The following is a 14,476-nucleotide window of genomic DNA, read 5'->3' on the forward strand; positions in this document are numbered from 1 at the left end:
TGATACCTACACTGTGTCCATCTTTACAGGGCCAGGGAGCCGATCCGATGAGCATTCACACGTCCACACGCGCCGAGCAGATCGCACTGCTGGAGAACGATTGGGCAGAAAATCCGCGCTGGAAGGGCATCAGGCGCGGCTACAGCGCCGCCGACGTGGTGCATCTGCGCGGTTCGCTGCAACCGCAGCACACGCTGGGTGAGCTTGGTGCGCAGAAGCTCTGGAAGTACATCAACGAGGAAAACTACATCAACTGCCTTGGAGCGCTGACCGGTGGACAGGCGGTACAGCAGGTCAAGGCCGGAGTGAAGGCGATCTACCTTTCCGGTTGGCAGGTCGCTGCCGACAACAACTCGGCACAGACGATGTATCCCGACCAGTCGCTGTACCCGGTGGACTCGGTGCCGGCAGTGGTGCGGCGCATCAACAACGCGTTCCGTCGCGCCGACCAGATCCAGTGGGCGAGCAATATCGCGCCCAGCGACCCGAAATACGTCGATTACTTCGCGCCGATCGTTGCGGACGCCGAAGCAGGCTTCGGTGGCGTGTTGAACGCCTTCGAACTGATGAAGGCGATGATCGAGGCAGGCGCGGCCGGTGTGCATTTCGAGGACCAGCTCGCGTCGGTGAAGAAATGCGGCCACATGGGTGGCAAGGTGCTGGTGCCCACGCAGGAAGCGGTGCAGAAGCTGATTGCTGCGCGCCTGGCGGCGGATGTGTGCGGCACTTCGACGATCGTGCTGGCGCGCACCGATGCCAACGCGGCGACCCTGCTGACCAGCGATCATGACGAGAACGACAAGCCGTTCGTCACCGGCGAGCGCACCGCCGAGGGCTTCTACAACGTGCGTGCCGGGCTGGATCAGGCGATCAGCCGTGGTCTTGCGTACGCTCCGTACGCGGACCTGATCTGGTGCGAGACGGCGAAGCCGGATCTGGCCGAGGCACGGCGCTTCGCCGAAGCGATCCGCCGCGAATACCCCGACCAGTTGCTGGCATACAACTGTTCGCCGTCGTTCAACTGGAAGAAGAACCTCGACGACGCGACGATCGCGAAGTTCCAGCGCGAGCTCGGGGCGATGGGCTACAAGTATCAGTTCATCACGCTCGCTGGCATTCACAGCATGTGGTACAACATGTTCGAACTTGCCTACGGCTACGCGCGCAACGGCATGACGTCCTACGTCGAGCTGCAGGAGAGGGAGTTTGCGGCCGCCTCGCGTGGCTACACCTTCGTGAGCCACCAGCAGGAAGTCGGTACCGGTTACTTCGACCAGGTCACCACCTGCATCCAGGGCGGTGCTTCGTCGGTCACCGCACTCACCGGTTCGACCGAGGAAGAGCAGTTCACCGTCGTTGCGAGCCATTGAGGGCGGGGCGACATGAGCTCGAGCACCTGTGATCTTTGCGACAGCCACCCCGGACTGGTTCGCGTTGCCGATCCGTTGTTTCGTGACTTTGGCGGTCGTGACGCGTTTCATGGTCGCATCGTCACGGTGAAGTGTCACGAGGACAACTCGCTGGTGCGTGACCTGGTCGCAGAACCCGGATGTGGTTGCGTGCTGGTGGTCGATGGCGGTGGTTCGCTGCGCCGTTCGCTGCTCGGTGATCAGCTTGCGGAGAAGGCGGTACGCAATGGCTGGGAAGGAATCGTGGTATTCGGCGCCGTGCGCGATGTGGAGGCGCTCGCGCGCCTGGGTCTTGGCGTGAAGGCGCTTGCCGCGATCCCGCTGAAAACCGACAAGCGCGGGATCGGTGACCGGGATATCACCGTACGTTTCGCCGGGGTGGACTTCATCCCCGGCGAACACCTCTACGCCGACGCCAACGGGATCATCGTTGCAGCGACGGCGCTCGATGCGGGCTGACGACTAGCGCGGCAGCAGTTTCTTGCGCAGTTCGCTGGCGTTTTGCACGTCTTCCACCGTTGTGACGCCACCGCCGGGCCGGCGCGTATCGCTGGCACCGTACATGACGCCGTCGCGCAACATCAGCGATTGTGCATTGCCGAACAGCGGTCCGGCAGCGCCGATCGTATATCCCATGGCAGTGAGCAGGGCGGTGGTGTCGGGGCTGATTCCCGGTTCGAGGTAGAGCTCGTCGGGAAGCCACTGGTGATGCACGCGCGATTGTGCGCTCGCATCGGCGATGTTCAGGTCGAACACCAGCGTGTTCAGCAGGATCTGCAGTACCACCGTGATGATGCGCGGGCCGCCGGGAGCACCGGTGGCAAGATACGGCTGACCGTCGCGCAGCACGATGGTCGGCGTCATCGACGACAGCGGACGCTTGCCTGCCGCAACGGCGTTGGCTTCGTCGCCGGTCAGCCCGAACGCGTTCTTCACGCCCGGAGCCACGGCGAAATCGTCCATCTCGTTGTTCAGGAAGAAGCCTCCTCCGGGAACGGCAATGCCGCTGCCGAACGAGAAGTTCAGCGTATAGGTGTTCGATACCATGTTGCCATCGGCGTCGACCACCGAGTAATGCGTGGTCTCGGTACTTTCGTGCGGAAATTCCGTCGCCGGCAGGATCTGCTGCGACGGCGTGGCACGCTGTGGATCGATGGCGGCACGGATGGTGCGCGCATACTCCGGTGATGTCAGCGCGGCGACCGGCACCTGGTGGAAATCGGGATCGCCGAGATGACGGCTGCGATCCGCGTAGGCGTGCTTCATCGTTTCCGCGAGCACGTGGATGTAGGCCGCGCTGTTCAGTTGCAGTTCACGCAGCGGGAAGCCCTCGAGCACGTTCAGCATCTGCACCAGATGCACACCCCCTGAAGAAGGAGGCGGCATCGATACGATCTCGTAACCGTGGAATGTCCCGCGCACCGGCTCGCGCTCCACGGCTCGATACGCTGCGAGGTCATCGTACGTGATCAGACCGTGCCCACGCTTCATTTCGGCAACGATACGATCCGCGACGGGCCCCTCGTAGAAACCGGCGACGCCGCGGTCCGAGATCTGGGTGAGCGTCCAGGCGAGATCGCGCTGGCGCAGGATTTCGCCGGGTTCCCACGGCGTGCCGTCGGGGCGGAACAGGTAGTGCGCTGCCGCCGGATTCGTGAGCAGGCGTTTCCCCCACGGACTCGCCAGCGTGTTCGCGAGCGTGAAGCTGACCGGGAAACCGTGCTGGGCCAGGTCGATTGCCGGACGCATCACGGTGGCGCGATCGAGGCGGCCGTATTTCTCGTGTGCGAGCAGGAGCCCTGCGACCGTGCCGGGAACACCCGATGCGAGGTGCGTGCGCTGCGAGCGGCCTTCGGCGACAGTGCCGCGCTCGTCGAGGAACATGTCGCGCTGCGCGGCCCTGGGCGCCACTTCGCGGTAGTCGATCGCGACCGTGCGCTTCTCCTTCGCAAGATGGACCAGCATGAAGCCGCCGCCGCCGAGGTTGCCGGCCTGCGGATACGTGACCGCCAGAGCAAAGCCGGTGGCGACGGCCGCGTCGACCGCGTTGCCGCCGACGGCGAGGATGTGCGCACCGACACGGCTGGCGATGCTCTCGGCGCTGACCACCATTCCCGCCTTCGACAGCACCGGGTGGAAACGCGCGTCGTAGCCGACGATGGGTGTGGCGGCTTGCCTGGCCTGCTCCGCATGTGCGGTTGGAGCAAATACGAGAACAGCGGCAATCAGCAGTCGTGTCACACGTGCGTGCAGGGTAGTGTGCATGGATCAGGCACCGTTACGCAGCGCGGCGATGCGCGCATCGAGCGAAGGGTGCGTTTGCAGCAGCGCCATCAGCCCCTGTTTCAGATCGCCGCTGATGCCGAAGGCGGTCAGGGCTTCCGGCATCTCCTTCGGCTGGTTCTGTTCTGCCTTCAGCCGTTCGAGCGCGGCGATCATCGCGTTGCGCCCGCCAAAGCGTGCTCCCGCTGCGTCGGCGCGGAATTCGCGCTGGCGGCTGAACCACATCACGATCATCGACGCGAGCAGCCCGAGCACGATTTCGGCAACGATGGTCGTCACGTAGAAGCCGATGCCGTGGCCGCGTTCGGTCTTGAACACGACGCGGTCCACCGTGTGGCCGATCAGGCGTGCGAAGAACATCACGAAGGTGTTCACCACGCCCTGGATCAGGGCCAGCGTGACCATGTCTCCGTTGGCGACGTGGCCGATTTCGTGCGCCAGTACGGCGCGCGCCTCGTCGGGGCGAAAGCGAGCCAACAGTCCGTCGCTGACCGCGACCAGTGCGGCGTTGCGATTCCAGCCGGTGGCGAACGCATTTGAGCCATGCGAAGGAAAGATGCCGATCTGCGGCGTATCGATCCCGGCGTCACGCGCCAGCTCGGTGACCGTCTGCACCAGCCATTGTTCCTCGCGAGTACGCGGCTGTTCGATCACGCGCGTGCCGGTGCTGCGTGCAGCCATCCATTTCGACAGGAACAGCGAGATCAACGCTCCGCTCATGCCGAACACGGCGCAGAACACGAGCAGGGCGTTGAGGTTCATGTCGACCCCGTTCGCCGCCATGATCGAGTTGAACCCGAGCAGGTTCAGCGTGACGCTGGCGAGCACCAGGACTGCCAGGTTCGTCAACAGGAACAATCCTATGCGCATCATGGATGGAGGCTCCTCATTGCGGTTGATTCGTACCGCGCTCAGGTGGGGTGTGGCAGGTGAAGTTTCAAGTCGGCGTGGCTTCGGCGCCTGCGGTGTCGGTGCCTGCATCCGGAACGCCGTCGGCGATGGGATTCAGTACCTCGACCACCGGCAAGCCGCGCTCGTCGGTCTCGCAGGCGATGATTTCACCACGCAGCGCAAAGTCCTTGACGTTGACCTCGAAGAGTTCGTTCACGGCCATATCGCGATGTGGTGTGCGAAACAGCGCCGGTGGGTGGCTGCCGTCGATCCACTCGTGATTGCGCCCCAGGTAATGCTGATGCTGGTTGCGGATCACGAACAACTGCTTCACGTCTGCTCTCCGAGCCCTCTGTGACACCTGGGCGCGTGTGGGCGGTGCTTCACATGTCGGGTTGAAACCCGACCTACCACATGTCGGGTTGAAACCCGACCTGCGTGGGTGACTCCTGGGCGCGTGCGGGCGGCGCCTTCCCGTAGGTCGGCATTCATGCCGGCACAGTGACTCCTGGGCGCGTGCGGGCGGCGCCTTCCCGTAGGTCGGCATGCCATGCCGACACAGTGACTCCTGGGCACGTGCGGGCGGCGCCTTCCCGTAGGTTGGCATTCATGCCGACACAGTGACACCTGGGCACGTGCGGGCGGCGCCTTCCCGTAGGTCGGCATTCATGCCGACACAGTGACTCCTGGGCGCGTGCGGGCGGCGCCTTCCCGTAGGTCGGCATTCATGCCGACACAGTGACTCCTGGGCACGTGCGGGCGGCGCATTCTAGCCAGCCCGTCACGCCCGCGCCAGCGCGTGGGGGCATGCCGAGGGACTTGCCGTTCCGCATCCCTGCGGCACACGCCCCGGTCATACGAAGGTATCGCCACGCGCCTCGTAATGTTTTGCGACACTCTCTATAGTCATGCCTCCCGGCAATCCGGAGCAGTTTCCCATGATCATTCCCGCCTCGACCGTAATCCTGTTGCGCGATGCCGCAGACGGTCTGCACACGTTGCTGTTGCGGCGCAATTCAGCGCTCGGCTTCGCCGGTGGTGCGTGGGTGTTTCCGGGCGGACGTGTGGATCCCGAGGAAACTGCGACGGCGCCGGACGAGCTCGCCGCAGCGCGCGTTGCTGCAGTGCGCGAGACGCTCGAGGAGGCGCAACTGTCGATCGTCGCGGAGTCCCTGCACTATTACTCGCACTGGACCACGCCGCCGGTGTCACCGAAGCGCTTCGCGACCTGGTTCTTCGTTGCAAGAGCCCCGCTCGACTGCGCCGTGACGGTCGATGGTGGCGAGATCCACGATCACCTCTGGGTGCGTCCGGCCGAAGCACTGGAAAAGCGCGCCAGCGGCGAGATCGAGCTGCTGCCGCCCACCTTCGTCAGCCTGATCGAGCTGGCGCAATGCGCGGATGTCGAAGAGGCGCTGATGCGTATCGCGCGACGCCAGCCGCCGGTGTTCGAGCCCTGCTTCCTGATGCGTCCGGATCGCACGGCACAGTCCATGTACGCGGGGGACGCCGGCTACGCCACCTCGGATCCCGATGCCCCGGGGCCGCGCCATCGCACGGTGCTCGGCAAGACCGAGTGGCAGTACCTCAACGAAGGAGTCGTGCCGTGGTGAGCGGGCGCAGTGCACGCAGGCCGAAGGCATTCCTGTTCGATTTCGGAGGTGTATTCACCGATTCGCCGTTCACCGCGGTGGAGGAGTTCGGGCGTGTCATCGGCGCCGATCCGCGTGTCGTGAGCGAGATCGTGTTCGGTTCCTACGAGCACGATGGCGAGCACCCGTGGCACCGGCTCGAACGGGGTGAGCTGGCACTCGATGTCACGCGTGAGATGATTCTTGTACTCGGTCGTGCGCGTGGTCTCGAGGTCGATCTCTGGGACCTGTTTGCACGCATGGCAGCCGCCGATCCGAGCGCCGGCAGCAGCAGTCGCGGTGAACTGGTCACGCTGGTGCGTACGCTGCGCGGCCGTGGCTACCGCACCGGCATGATCACCAACAACGTACGCGAGTTCGGCGACGCCTGGCGCACCCTGATCCCGGTGCACGAGCTGTTCGAGTTCGTCGTCGATTCGAGCCATGTCGGGGTGCGCAAACCCGACCGGCGCATCTTCGAAATCGCACTCGCCGAGCTCGGCAACCTGGGGGCGGACGATTGCGTATTCCTCGACGACCACCCGGCAAACGTCGAAGCGGCGCGCGCACTTGGCATGCACGGCGTGCTGGTTGGTCCGGACCCTGCGCGTACCATCCGCGATATCGAGGTCCTGCTCGGTTGAACGGGCGGGTGCAACCCGACCCACGTCGATGGTCGGAGCCGATACCTGTCGGGTTGAAACCCGACCCACGTCATGATCGGGGCCGATCCCTGTCGGGTTGGAACCCGACCCACGTCGATGGTCGGAGCCGATCCCTGTCGGGTTGGAACCCGACCCACGTCGATGGTCGGAGCCGATCCCTGTCGGGTTGGAACCCGACCCACGTCGATGGTCGGAGCCGATCCCTGTCGGGTTGGAACCCGACCCACGTCGATGGTCGGTGCTGATACCGGTCGGGTTGAAACCCGACCCACGTGGGTCGGCATTCATGCCGACGGAATTACCGCCACGCGCCGCCTCGCAGCGTTTTGCGATGGCCTTTGCAGGCGCATCTACGCCCCCTCCGGGCGAACCCCGAAGTCAATTGTGGCCAGTCGGATCGGTGCTTTCACGCAGGGGCGCGGGTCGCTATAGTTCGCGGCTGACATGAAACCACGGCAGAGAGGTGCGGGCGATGCGGCTGCAGGGCAAGGTGGCTCTCGTTACGGGAGCAGGGCTGGGAATGGGCCGGGCGATGGCGGAACTGTTCGCTCGCGAAGGCGCGAAGGTGATCGCGGTGGACCTTACGCCTGGCGATGTGAACGACACGCTGACGCGCATCAATTCGCGCGGTGATTGCTGTGCGCTGACCGCGGACATATCCGACAGTGCCCAGGTCGGCGCTGTCTTTGCCGAAGTCGAAAAGCGCTACGGACGCCTTGACGTACTGGTAAACAACGCGGGTATCGGTACAGCGCCGAACGACGGCTACGACAAGTTCTACGAACGTCTCGGCGAACTGAACGCGCAGCTCGCGCGTGGCGAAACGCCGACTGTGCACCTCGATCACATCGTCGACATGCAGGACGACGGCTGGCAGCGCGTGATGGACATCAACATCAACGGTGTCTTCTACAACAGCCGCGAGGCGGTACGCCTGATGATCAAGTCCGGCGCCAAGGGATCGATCATCAATATCGCGAGCACCTCCGGATTGAACGGTACCGGTGCAGTTCACTACTGCGCCTCGAAGGCTGCGGTGCTCGGCTTCACCAAATGCCTGGCGCGTGAACTCGGCGGGCGCGGCATCCGCGTCAACGCGATCTGCCCGGGAGCGACCAACACCCGCATGATGGCCAACCTCGATCCGGCGTATGCCAAGACGATCACCGACCAGATCCCGCTGCTGCGCATGGGTGAGCCGGTCGAGGTGGCGTACACGGCGCTGTTCCTGGCCAGCGACGAAGCGTCGTATTTCACCGGGCAGACGCTGGCCGCCAACGGCGGCAGCCACATGCTCTGACGGGGAACGGCATGTAGGGGCGTGCCGCGCACGCCCGATGGGGTGTAGGGGCGTGCCGCGCACGCCCGATGATCCGTACGGGCGTGCCGCGCACGCCCCAACAACGACGCCCGAGGCAACACAGGAGAACGCACCATGGCAGGAAGACTCGAAGGCAAGGTCGCGCTGATCACCGGCGGCGGCACAGGCATCGGCGCGGCGAGCGCGCAGCGCTTTGCGGAAGAAGGCGCACGGGTAGTCGTGTGCGGGCGGCGCATCGAGCCGCTGGAGCAGGTGGTACGAGCGATCCGTGATGCGGGCGGCACGGCACGTGCTGCCCTGCTCGACGTGAGCGACCGCCAGGCTTTCGCGGATGTGGTGCAGGGAGTCGAGCACGAGGAAGGGCGTCTCGATATCCTGGTGAACAACGCCTACTCGATGGTCGGCGCAACCATCGTCGACATGAGCGAGGACGACTGGCGTGCGAGCTTCCGCGTCTCGCTCGACGGCACGTTCTTCGGTATCCAGGCAGCCTTTCGCGTGATGGAGCGCCAGCGTGGCGGCGCAATCGTCAACGTGTCGTCGGTGTGCGGACTGCTCGGCTCGATGTACACGTCGGCGTATGGCGCCGCGAAGGCCGGTGTGCTGAGCCTCACGCGCACGGCGGCGCTGGAAGGCGCACCGCACAATATCCGCGTCAATTCGGTCATCCCGGGTGTCGTGATGACGCCAGGGACGGAAATGGCACTGCCCACCCGCGAGGCACAGCTTGCAACGGCGGCAGGTGTGCCGCTCAGGCGCATTGCCGACCCCGTGGAGGTCGCCAACGCGATCCTGTTTCTCGCCTCGGACGAGGCCTCGTACATCACCGGCACGCAGCTCGTCGTCGATGGCGGCAAGACCTGCGAGCTGCAGACCGGCTCGGCGTCGATGGGTGACATGGACGCAGTCTGAAGCGGAGGATGCCATGAGTTCTGATTCCGACCTGCTGGCCCGCATCGATCGCCTCGAATCGCTGGAGGCGATCCGCCAGCTTCCGGCACGCTATGCCCTGTCGCTCGATATGCGCGATCTGGACGCGCACGTGAACCTGTTCGCACCGGATATCCGGGTGAGCCGCGACAAGGTCGGGCGCGCGCATCTCAAGCGCTGGCTCGACGACACGCTACGGCTGCAGTTCACCGGCACCTCGCACCATATCGGCAACCACATCATCGAATTCGACGATGCCGACCACGCCCACGGGGTGGTGTACTCGAAGAACGAGCATGAAACGGGTCCCGAGTGGGTGATCATGCAGATGCTCTACTGGGACAACTACGAGCGCGTCGACGGCAGCTGGTACTTCCGGCGCCGCCTGCCGTGCTACTGGTACGCCACCGATCTGAACAAGCCACCGATCGGCGACAAGAAGATGCGCTGGCCGGGCCGCGAACCCTACGATGGTGCATACCACGAGCTGTTCCCGTCGTGGAAGGAGTTCTGGATCAATCCGCCGTCGAACGACGAGCCCGAAGTTGCCACGCCGGCACCGGTCGGGGAGTTCCTGAAGCGCATGCGTCGCACCACGGCGGAACCGCGCATTCGCGTGCGTTGACCAGCGGCGGCCGCCGCAAGTCGTGGCGGTCGCGATCCAGCCGACATTCTGACCGGAGTCTCAATGGCATGACCGTACACCTGTTCGAACCCGTGCAACTCGGGGAACTCAAGCTCGCCAACCGTATCGTGATGGCGCCGATGACGCGCAGCCGTGCCGGCGAAGGCGACGCACCGACCGCGCTCAACGTCGAGTATTACCGCCAGCGCGCCAGCGCAGGCCTGATCATCAGCGAGGGAGCACAGCCGAGCATCCACGGCAAGGGTTATTGCCGCACCCCGGGGATCCATACCGAGGCGCAGATCGCGGGCTGGCGCAGCGTGACCGACGCGGTCCGTGCCGAAGGTGGCAGCATGGTCGTCCAGCTCATGCATTGCGGGCGCGCCAGCAGCCGCCTGAACAAGGACCCGGGCGCGGAGACCGTCGCACCGTCGGCGGTGCGCGCGAAGGGCGAGATCTATACCGACGCGGCAGGGATGGTCGAATTCGACGAGCCGCGGGCGTTGCGCCTCGACGAGATCGCGGGTGTGATCGGCGAGTACGCCCACGCCACCAGATCGGCGCTGACCGCCGGTTTCGACGGCGTCGAGCTGCACTGCACCAGTGGCTATCTGCCGGCGCAGTTCCTGTCCACCGGAGCCAACCTGCGCACCGATGCCTACGGCGGCAGCGTGCAGAATCGCATCCGTTTCGTGATCGAGGTGCTGGAAGCGATGATCGCGGTTGCCGGCAGCGGACGCGTCGGCATGCGCATCTGCCCCGGGAACCCGTTCAACGACCTGCACGATGATGATCCGAGCGAGACCTTCGCCGCGCTGCTCGATGCGACGCGTCCGCTCGGCATCGCCTATCTGCACGTGGTGCGCTCGCCGCGACGCGATCTCGATGCGATTGCGCTGGCGCGCAAGCACTTCGGTGGTCCGCTGATCGTCAACGATGGCTATCGCCAGGAGTCGGCCGAGCGGGTGCTGGCGGCGGGCGATGCGGCAGCGGTGTCGTTCGGGCGTGCCTATCTGAGCAACCCGGATCTGGTGCGCCGCATGCGAGACGGGATCGAACTCGCGGTATTCGACCGCACGACTCTCTACACCCCGGGGCCGAAGGGCTACACCGACTATCCCCCTGCTCCGTGAGGCGGCTGCCGACGACGGGAATTCATCCCGCGTCGGCACGCTTCGATTCTCCTTGCGCGCCCGACGCGCACCCTATACTTGCTGCCGTTCGTACGGTCCGTCACGGAGAGCGCTCATGAAACTCGGCTTGCAGCTCGGTTACTGGCAGAAGCATCCCACGCCGCGATTCATCGAACTCGCACAGATCGCCGAGCGCATCGGCTTTGATTCGGTGTGGACCGCCGAGGCCTACGGTTCGGACTGTTTTACACCGCTGGCGGCGATCGCTGCGCACACCAGTCGCATCCGGCTCGGTACCGGGGTCATGCAGATCTCGGCACGCACACCGGTCTGCGCGGCGATGTCGGCGCTGACGCTCGACCATATCTCCAACGGGCGCCTGCTGCTCGGTGTCGGCGTATCGGGTCCGCAGGTGGTCGAAGGCTGGTACGGCCAGCCGTTCACGAGGCCGCTCGAGCGCACCCGCGAATGGCTGGAGATTTTCCGCAAGGTGATCGCGCGCGAGGAGCCCGTTGCCTTTCAGGGCGCCCAGTACCAGTTGCCGTGCAATGACGGCGTTGGCCTGGGCAAGCCGCTGAAGAGCATCACCGAGCCGCTGCGCAAGCACATTCCGGTGCTGCTCGGCGCGGAAGGTGCCAAAAACGTTGCGCTGGCGGCCGAACGCTTCGACGGCTGGCTGCCGATCTTCTGTTCGCCGTACAAGATGCATATCTTCGACGACAGTCTGGCGGCAGCACGCCCCGGCTTCGAGATCGCGGCGATGGTGAACTTCGGTGTGGACGATGATTTGCAGCGGGCGCTGCTGCCGGGCAAATGGACGATGGCGTTGTACCTTGGCGGCATGGGTGCCAAGGGAATGAACTTCCACCAGAACCTGCTCGGGCGCATGGGCTACACGGACGAGGCGCAGAAGGTTCAGGATCTGTTCCTCTCCGGTCGTCAGCAGGAGGCGGTCGCTGCCGTGCCCGATGCGCTGGTCGACGAGATTTCGTTGCTCGGCCCGCCCGGGCGCATACGTGAACGCCTGCAGGACTGGAAGAAGACCCGGGTGAGTTCGCTGCTGATCGGACACGCCAACGATTTCGATCGCACCGTGGCGAACATGGAGCTGATTGCGAAGGAGATGCTCTGAGCCGCACACCCCGTTTGCGTAGGTCGGGTTTCAACCCGACATTCCCGTCGGCATGAATGCCGACCTACGAATACGACCCCGCCCCCGTAGGTCGGGTTTCAACCCGACATTCCTGTCGGCATGAATGCCGACCTACGAATACGGCTCGCCCCCGTGGGTCGGGTTTCAACCCGACATTCCCGTCGGCATGAATGCCGACCTGCGAACACGACCCGCCCCCGTAGGTCGGGTTTCAACCCGACATTCCCGTCGGCATGAATACCGACCTGCGAACACGACCCCGCCCCCGTAGGTCGGGTTTCAACCCGACGGGGCAGCCTCAGATCAGCTCGCGGCTGGCGAGTTCCTGCTTCAGGTACGCGTAATAGATCGGTGCGGCGATCAGGCCCGGAATGCCGAATGCGGCTTCCATCACCAGCATGGCGATCAGGATTTCCCAGGCGCGCGCCTTGATATGACTGCCGACGATGCGCGCATTCAGAAAATACTCGAGCTTGTGGATCAGCATCAGGTAGAGCAGCACGCCGAACGCGACGAACAGTGACTGGCTCAGCCCGACGATACAGATCACGGTATTCGAGATCAGATTGCCGAGGATCGGGATCAGCCCGGCGATGAAGGTCACCAGGATCAGCGTTTTCGTGAACGGCAGCTCGGCGCCGAGCAGCGGCAGCACGAAGACCAGGAACACCGCGGTCAGTATGGTGTTGATCGTCGAGATCCAGAACTGTGCGAACACCACCCGGCGGAAAGCGTCGCCCAGGCGCCGTGCGCGCTCGGCAAGCGAGGCGCTCAGCGGGCGCGCACGGCCTTGCGAGCTGGCTGCCTCGAGCGACAGCAGCGCACCGATCACCATGCCGAGCAGGATGTGCACGAGGGCAACACCAAAGCCCGTACCCGCGACCTGGAAGAACGCGGCGTTCTCCTTCAGCCAGGTAACGGCGGCCGCGCGCAGTGCATCGGCATCGGCCGGCATGGAGGCGATCAACCACGATGGCAGGCTGTCGCGCGAGTTGTCGATGATCTCGGCCATGCGGTGTGCGAGCAACGGCAGGCTCTCGCCGCTGTGGCGCAGGAACGACACCAGCCCGCCCATCGCGAGCGCGACCAGGGTGATCACCACGATCGCGATCAGCGTCACCGCAGCCAGACGTGCGCCTTCGTGACCGAGCATCGGCAGTCCCAGCCGAGGCACCAGTGCCCCGACCAGCGCGTAGATCAACAATCCTGCGAGCAGCGATGGCAACAGGTGCAGCGGCAGCACCAGCAGCAGCGCGAGTGTGAACAGCGTGCAGACTGCGAGATCGAGACGTGGTGCGGACATCGTGTTCATCGGCGGCTCATCGCGATGGCGATTTCGATGCCGCTAGCATAGCGTGCACGGCACATGGAAGCGCAGCGTGCAGAATTACACGCCGATATCCGTCATGAAGTGCTGTACCAGCGCGAGCAGTTCGGCCTCATCGGCGAGGCGCTCGGCGGCCTGGACCGCCCACGGCGCGAGATAGCGTTCGCGCAGGCCCGCGACCAGCGCTGGCTCCTCGCGCTCGATCGCGAGTGCGAAGACCTCGCATGCCGGTGCCAGATGATCCGGGGGCAGGCGGTGTTCGCTGCCTTCGAGGCCGAGATAGTTGGCCGCACGCATCAGGTCCTCGCGCACTGCGGCGCCGTCGCGTCCGAGCAGTCCGTGCAGCAGCAGCGTCACCGGGGGCTGCGGGTTGCCGACGTGGAAGGCGTTCCAGTAGGCGATGCGCACGGTGGTGAAATCGCCGGGCAGATCGAGTGCGTGCCATGCCTCGGCGTGTTCGTCGTCACCGGCGAGCGGACTCCACAGGCGTCCCCACGCGAGCAACCGCAGCGTCGAGGTCTTCGGTCCGCTGGCGGCAGCGTTCATCCGAGCGCCAGCCAGCCGGGACTCACCGATTTCAGCCCCGCACGCTCCTGCGAAGCGCCGGCCCAGACGGCCACCGCGATCTGGCGCCGGGTGGCAAGCGCAGCCCATTCGGGAATTTCGAACACCACCTGCCACCGACCGTCGCTCCATTCGGCACTGACGCGCGTGCCATCAGGTGGCGCCGAACGCTGCACGGTGCCCAGCCCTTCGGCGCGGATCCGCCACGGCTGTTCGCGATCGGCCTTCCACAGGAAACCCTCGACGGCCTGCTCCGGTGCCCCCATCGTGATCCACGGTGCATCGTCCGCGAGCGGGGCAAGTACCGCGCAGGCGTCGGGAAAACGGTCGGTCTCGTTGGCGGTGTGGCGCACCGGCGCTGCACAGGCCCACGACAGCGTGATCCGCCAGCCGTTGCCGGTCGCCACCGCCTCGAGCGAGGCCTTGGGTGTCAGGGCTGCGGTGCGATCGGCGAACGCGGCCGGGACGTAGCCGCCGGGCTGCATCGCGGTGGGCGCTGCGCTCAACTCGATGGTCGTGTTCATGTGGATGCTCCCAGCGCGGT

15 protein-coding genes are annotated in these 14,476 nt (G+C 65.1%); 9 read left to right on the forward strand and 6 right to left on the reverse strand.

Annotated elements, in window-relative coordinates; all coding sequences use genetic code 11:
• Positions 1 to 47 precede the first annotated feature (47 nt).
• Positions 48 to 1,370 carry an isocitrate lyase gene (gene aceA / locus H7A12_12550; protein ID MCP5321633.1) on the forward strand — a complete coding sequence of 441 codons (1,323 nt, stop codon included), beginning with the start codon at positions 48 to 50 and terminating at the stop codon, positions 1,368 to 1,370.
• Positions 1,371 to 1,382: 12 nt separating this feature from the next.
• The gene (gene rraA, locus H7A12_12555) at positions 1,383 to 1,868 is read left to right on the forward strand and encodes a ribonuclease E activity regulator RraA (GenBank protein ID MCP5321634.1); all 486 of its coding nucleotides are present in this window, start codon (positions 1,383 to 1,385) and stop codon (positions 1,866 to 1,868) included.
• Positions 1,869 to 1,871: 3 nt separating this feature from the next.
• On the opposite strand, the gene ggt is transcribed toward rraA, so the two are convergent.
• The 3 genes from ggt to H7A12_12570 form a co-directional block, all read right to left on the reverse strand.
• The gene (gene ggt / locus H7A12_12560; protein ID MCP5321635.1) at positions 1,872 to 3,674 is read right to left on the reverse strand and encodes a gamma-glutamyltransferase; all 1,803 of its coding nucleotides are present in this window, start codon (positions 3,672 to 3,674) and stop codon (positions 1,872 to 1,874) included.
• Between the two features lie 3 nt (positions 3,675 to 3,677).
• Positions 3,678 to 4,565 carry a protease HtpX gene (gene htpX / locus H7A12_12565; protein MCP5321636.1) on the reverse strand — a complete coding sequence of 296 codons (888 nt, stop codon included), beginning with the start codon at positions 4,563 to 4,565 and terminating at the stop codon, positions 3,678 to 3,680.
• Between the two features lie 64 nt (positions 4,566 to 4,629).
• Positions 4,630 to 4,917, reverse strand: a complete 288-nt coding sequence (locus H7A12_12570; protein ID MCP5321637.1) for a heat-shock protein HtpX — start codon at positions 4,915 to 4,917, stop codon at positions 4,630 to 4,632.
• Positions 4,918 to 5,527: 610 nt separating this feature from the next.
• On the opposite strand from H7A12_12570, the gene H7A12_12575 reads away from it, so the two are divergent.
• The 7 genes from H7A12_12575 (at position 5,528) to H7A12_12605 (ending at position 12,020) form a co-directional block, all read left to right on the forward strand.
• A complete protein-coding gene (locus H7A12_12575; protein MCP5321638.1) occupies positions 5,528 to 6,196 on the forward strand; it encodes an NUDIX hydrolase in 669 nt (222 codons plus the stop codon).
• The gene (locus tag H7A12_12580) at positions 6,193 to 6,858 is read left to right on the forward strand and encodes an HAD family phosphatase (GenBank protein ID MCP5321639.1); all 666 of its coding nucleotides are present in this window, start codon (positions 6,193 to 6,195) and stop codon (positions 6,856 to 6,858) included. The genes H7A12_12575 and H7A12_12580 overlap by 4 nt, the downstream gene beginning before the upstream one ends.
• 493 nt (positions 6,859 to 7,351) lie before the next feature.
• Complete coding sequence (locus tag H7A12_12585; protein ID MCP5321640.1) at positions 7,352 to 8,179, forward strand: SDR family oxidoreductase; 828 nt, start codon at positions 7,352 to 7,354, stop codon at positions 8,177 to 8,179.
• Between the two features lie 135 nt (positions 8,180 to 8,314).
• Positions 8,315 to 9,112, forward strand: a complete 798-nt coding sequence (locus H7A12_12590; GenBank protein MCP5321641.1) for an SDR family oxidoreductase — start codon at positions 8,315 to 8,317, stop codon at positions 9,110 to 9,112.
• A 13-nt stretch (positions 9,113 to 9,125) separates the two neighbouring features.
• Positions 9,126 to 9,755, forward strand: coding sequence for a nuclear transport factor 2 family protein (locus H7A12_12595; protein ID MCP5321642.1), 630 nt, complete (start codon positions 9,126 to 9,128; stop codon positions 9,753 to 9,755).
• A 68-nt stretch (positions 9,756 to 9,823) separates the two neighbouring features.
• Complete coding sequence (locus H7A12_12600; protein ID MCP5321643.1) at positions 9,824 to 10,888, forward strand: alkene reductase; 1,065 nt, start codon at positions 9,824 to 9,826, stop codon at positions 10,886 to 10,888.
• Between the two features lie 115 nt (positions 10,889 to 11,003).
• A complete protein-coding gene (locus tag H7A12_12605) occupies positions 11,004 to 12,020 on the forward strand; it encodes an LLM class F420-dependent oxidoreductase (GenBank protein ID MCP5321644.1) in 1,017 nt (338 codons plus the stop codon).
• Between the two features lie 319 nt (positions 12,021 to 12,339).
• Here H7A12_12605 and H7A12_12610 read toward each other — a convergent pair whose 3' ends face one another.
• From H7A12_12610 to H7A12_12620, 3 genes are all read right to left on the reverse strand, one after another.
• Positions 12,340 to 13,353 carry an AI-2E family transporter gene (locus H7A12_12610; GenBank protein MCP5321645.1) on the reverse strand — a complete coding sequence of 338 codons (1,014 nt, stop codon included), beginning with the start codon at positions 13,351 to 13,353 and terminating at the stop codon, positions 12,340 to 12,342.
• Between the two features lie 75 nt (positions 13,354 to 13,428).
• On the reverse strand, positions 13,429 to 13,914 hold the full coding sequence (locus tag H7A12_12615; protein MCP5321646.1) for a hypothetical protein: 486 nt from the start codon (positions 13,912 to 13,914) through the stop codon (positions 13,429 to 13,431).
• A complete protein-coding gene (locus tag H7A12_12620) occupies positions 13,911 to 14,456 on the reverse strand; it encodes a hypothetical protein (protein MCP5321647.1) in 546 nt (181 codons plus the stop codon). Before H7A12_12620 ends, H7A12_12615 begins: the two co-directional genes overlap by 4 nt.
• Positions 14,457 to 14,476: the final 20 nt, after the last annotated feature.

It is taken from the genome of Pseudomonadales bacterium (assembly GCA_024234165.1).
Lineage (GTDB): Bacteria > Pseudomonadota > Gammaproteobacteria > Pseudomonadales > UBA5518 > UBA5518.

What these genes read in the sequence shown, in the direction of transcription:
- H7A12_12605 (MCP5321644.1), top strand. Translation starts at nt 11,004, where the DNA reads ATGAAACTCGGCTTGCAGCTCGGTTACTGGCAGAAGCATCCCACGCCG.
- htpX (MCP5321636.1), bottom strand. Translation starts at nt 4,565, where the DNA reads ATGATGCGCATAGGATTGTTCCTGTTGACGAACCTGGCAGTCCTGGTG.
- rraA (MCP5321634.1), top strand. Translation starts at nt 1,383, where the DNA reads ATGAGCTCGAGCACCTGTGATCTTTGCGACAGCCACCCCGGACTGGTT.
- H7A12_12595 (MCP5321642.1), top strand. Translation starts at nt 9,126, where the DNA reads ATGAGTTCTGATTCCGACCTGCTGGCCCGCATCGATCGCCTCGAATCG.
- aceA (MCP5321633.1), top strand. Translation starts at nt 48, where the DNA reads ATGAGCATTCACACGTCCACACGCGCCGAGCAGATCGCACTGCTGGAG.
- H7A12_12620 (MCP5321647.1), bottom strand. Translation starts at nt 14,456, where the DNA reads ATGAACACGACCATCGAGTTGAGCGCAGCGCCCACCGCGATGCAGCCC.
- H7A12_12610 (MCP5321645.1), bottom strand. Translation starts at nt 13,353, where the DNA reads ATGAACACGATGTCCGCACCACGTCTCGATCTCGCAGTCTGCACGCTG.
- H7A12_12585 (MCP5321640.1), top strand. Translation starts at nt 7,352, where the DNA reads ATGCGGCTGCAGGGCAAGGTGGCTCTCGTTACGGGAGCAGGGCTGGGA.
- ggt (MCP5321635.1), bottom strand. Translation starts at nt 3,674, where the DNA reads ATGCACACTACCCTGCACGCACGTGTGACACGACTGCTGATTGCCGCT.
- H7A12_12590 (MCP5321641.1), top strand. Translation starts at nt 8,315, where the DNA reads ATGGCAGGAAGACTCGAAGGCAAGGTCGCGCTGATCACCGGCGGCGGC.
- H7A12_12615 (MCP5321646.1), bottom strand. Translation starts at nt 13,914, where the DNA reads ATGAACGCTGCCGCCAGCGGACCGAAGACCTCGACGCTGCGGTTGCTC.
- H7A12_12600 (MCP5321643.1), top strand. Translation starts at nt 9,824, where the DNA reads ATGACCGTACACCTGTTCGAACCCGTGCAACTCGGGGAACTCAAGCTC.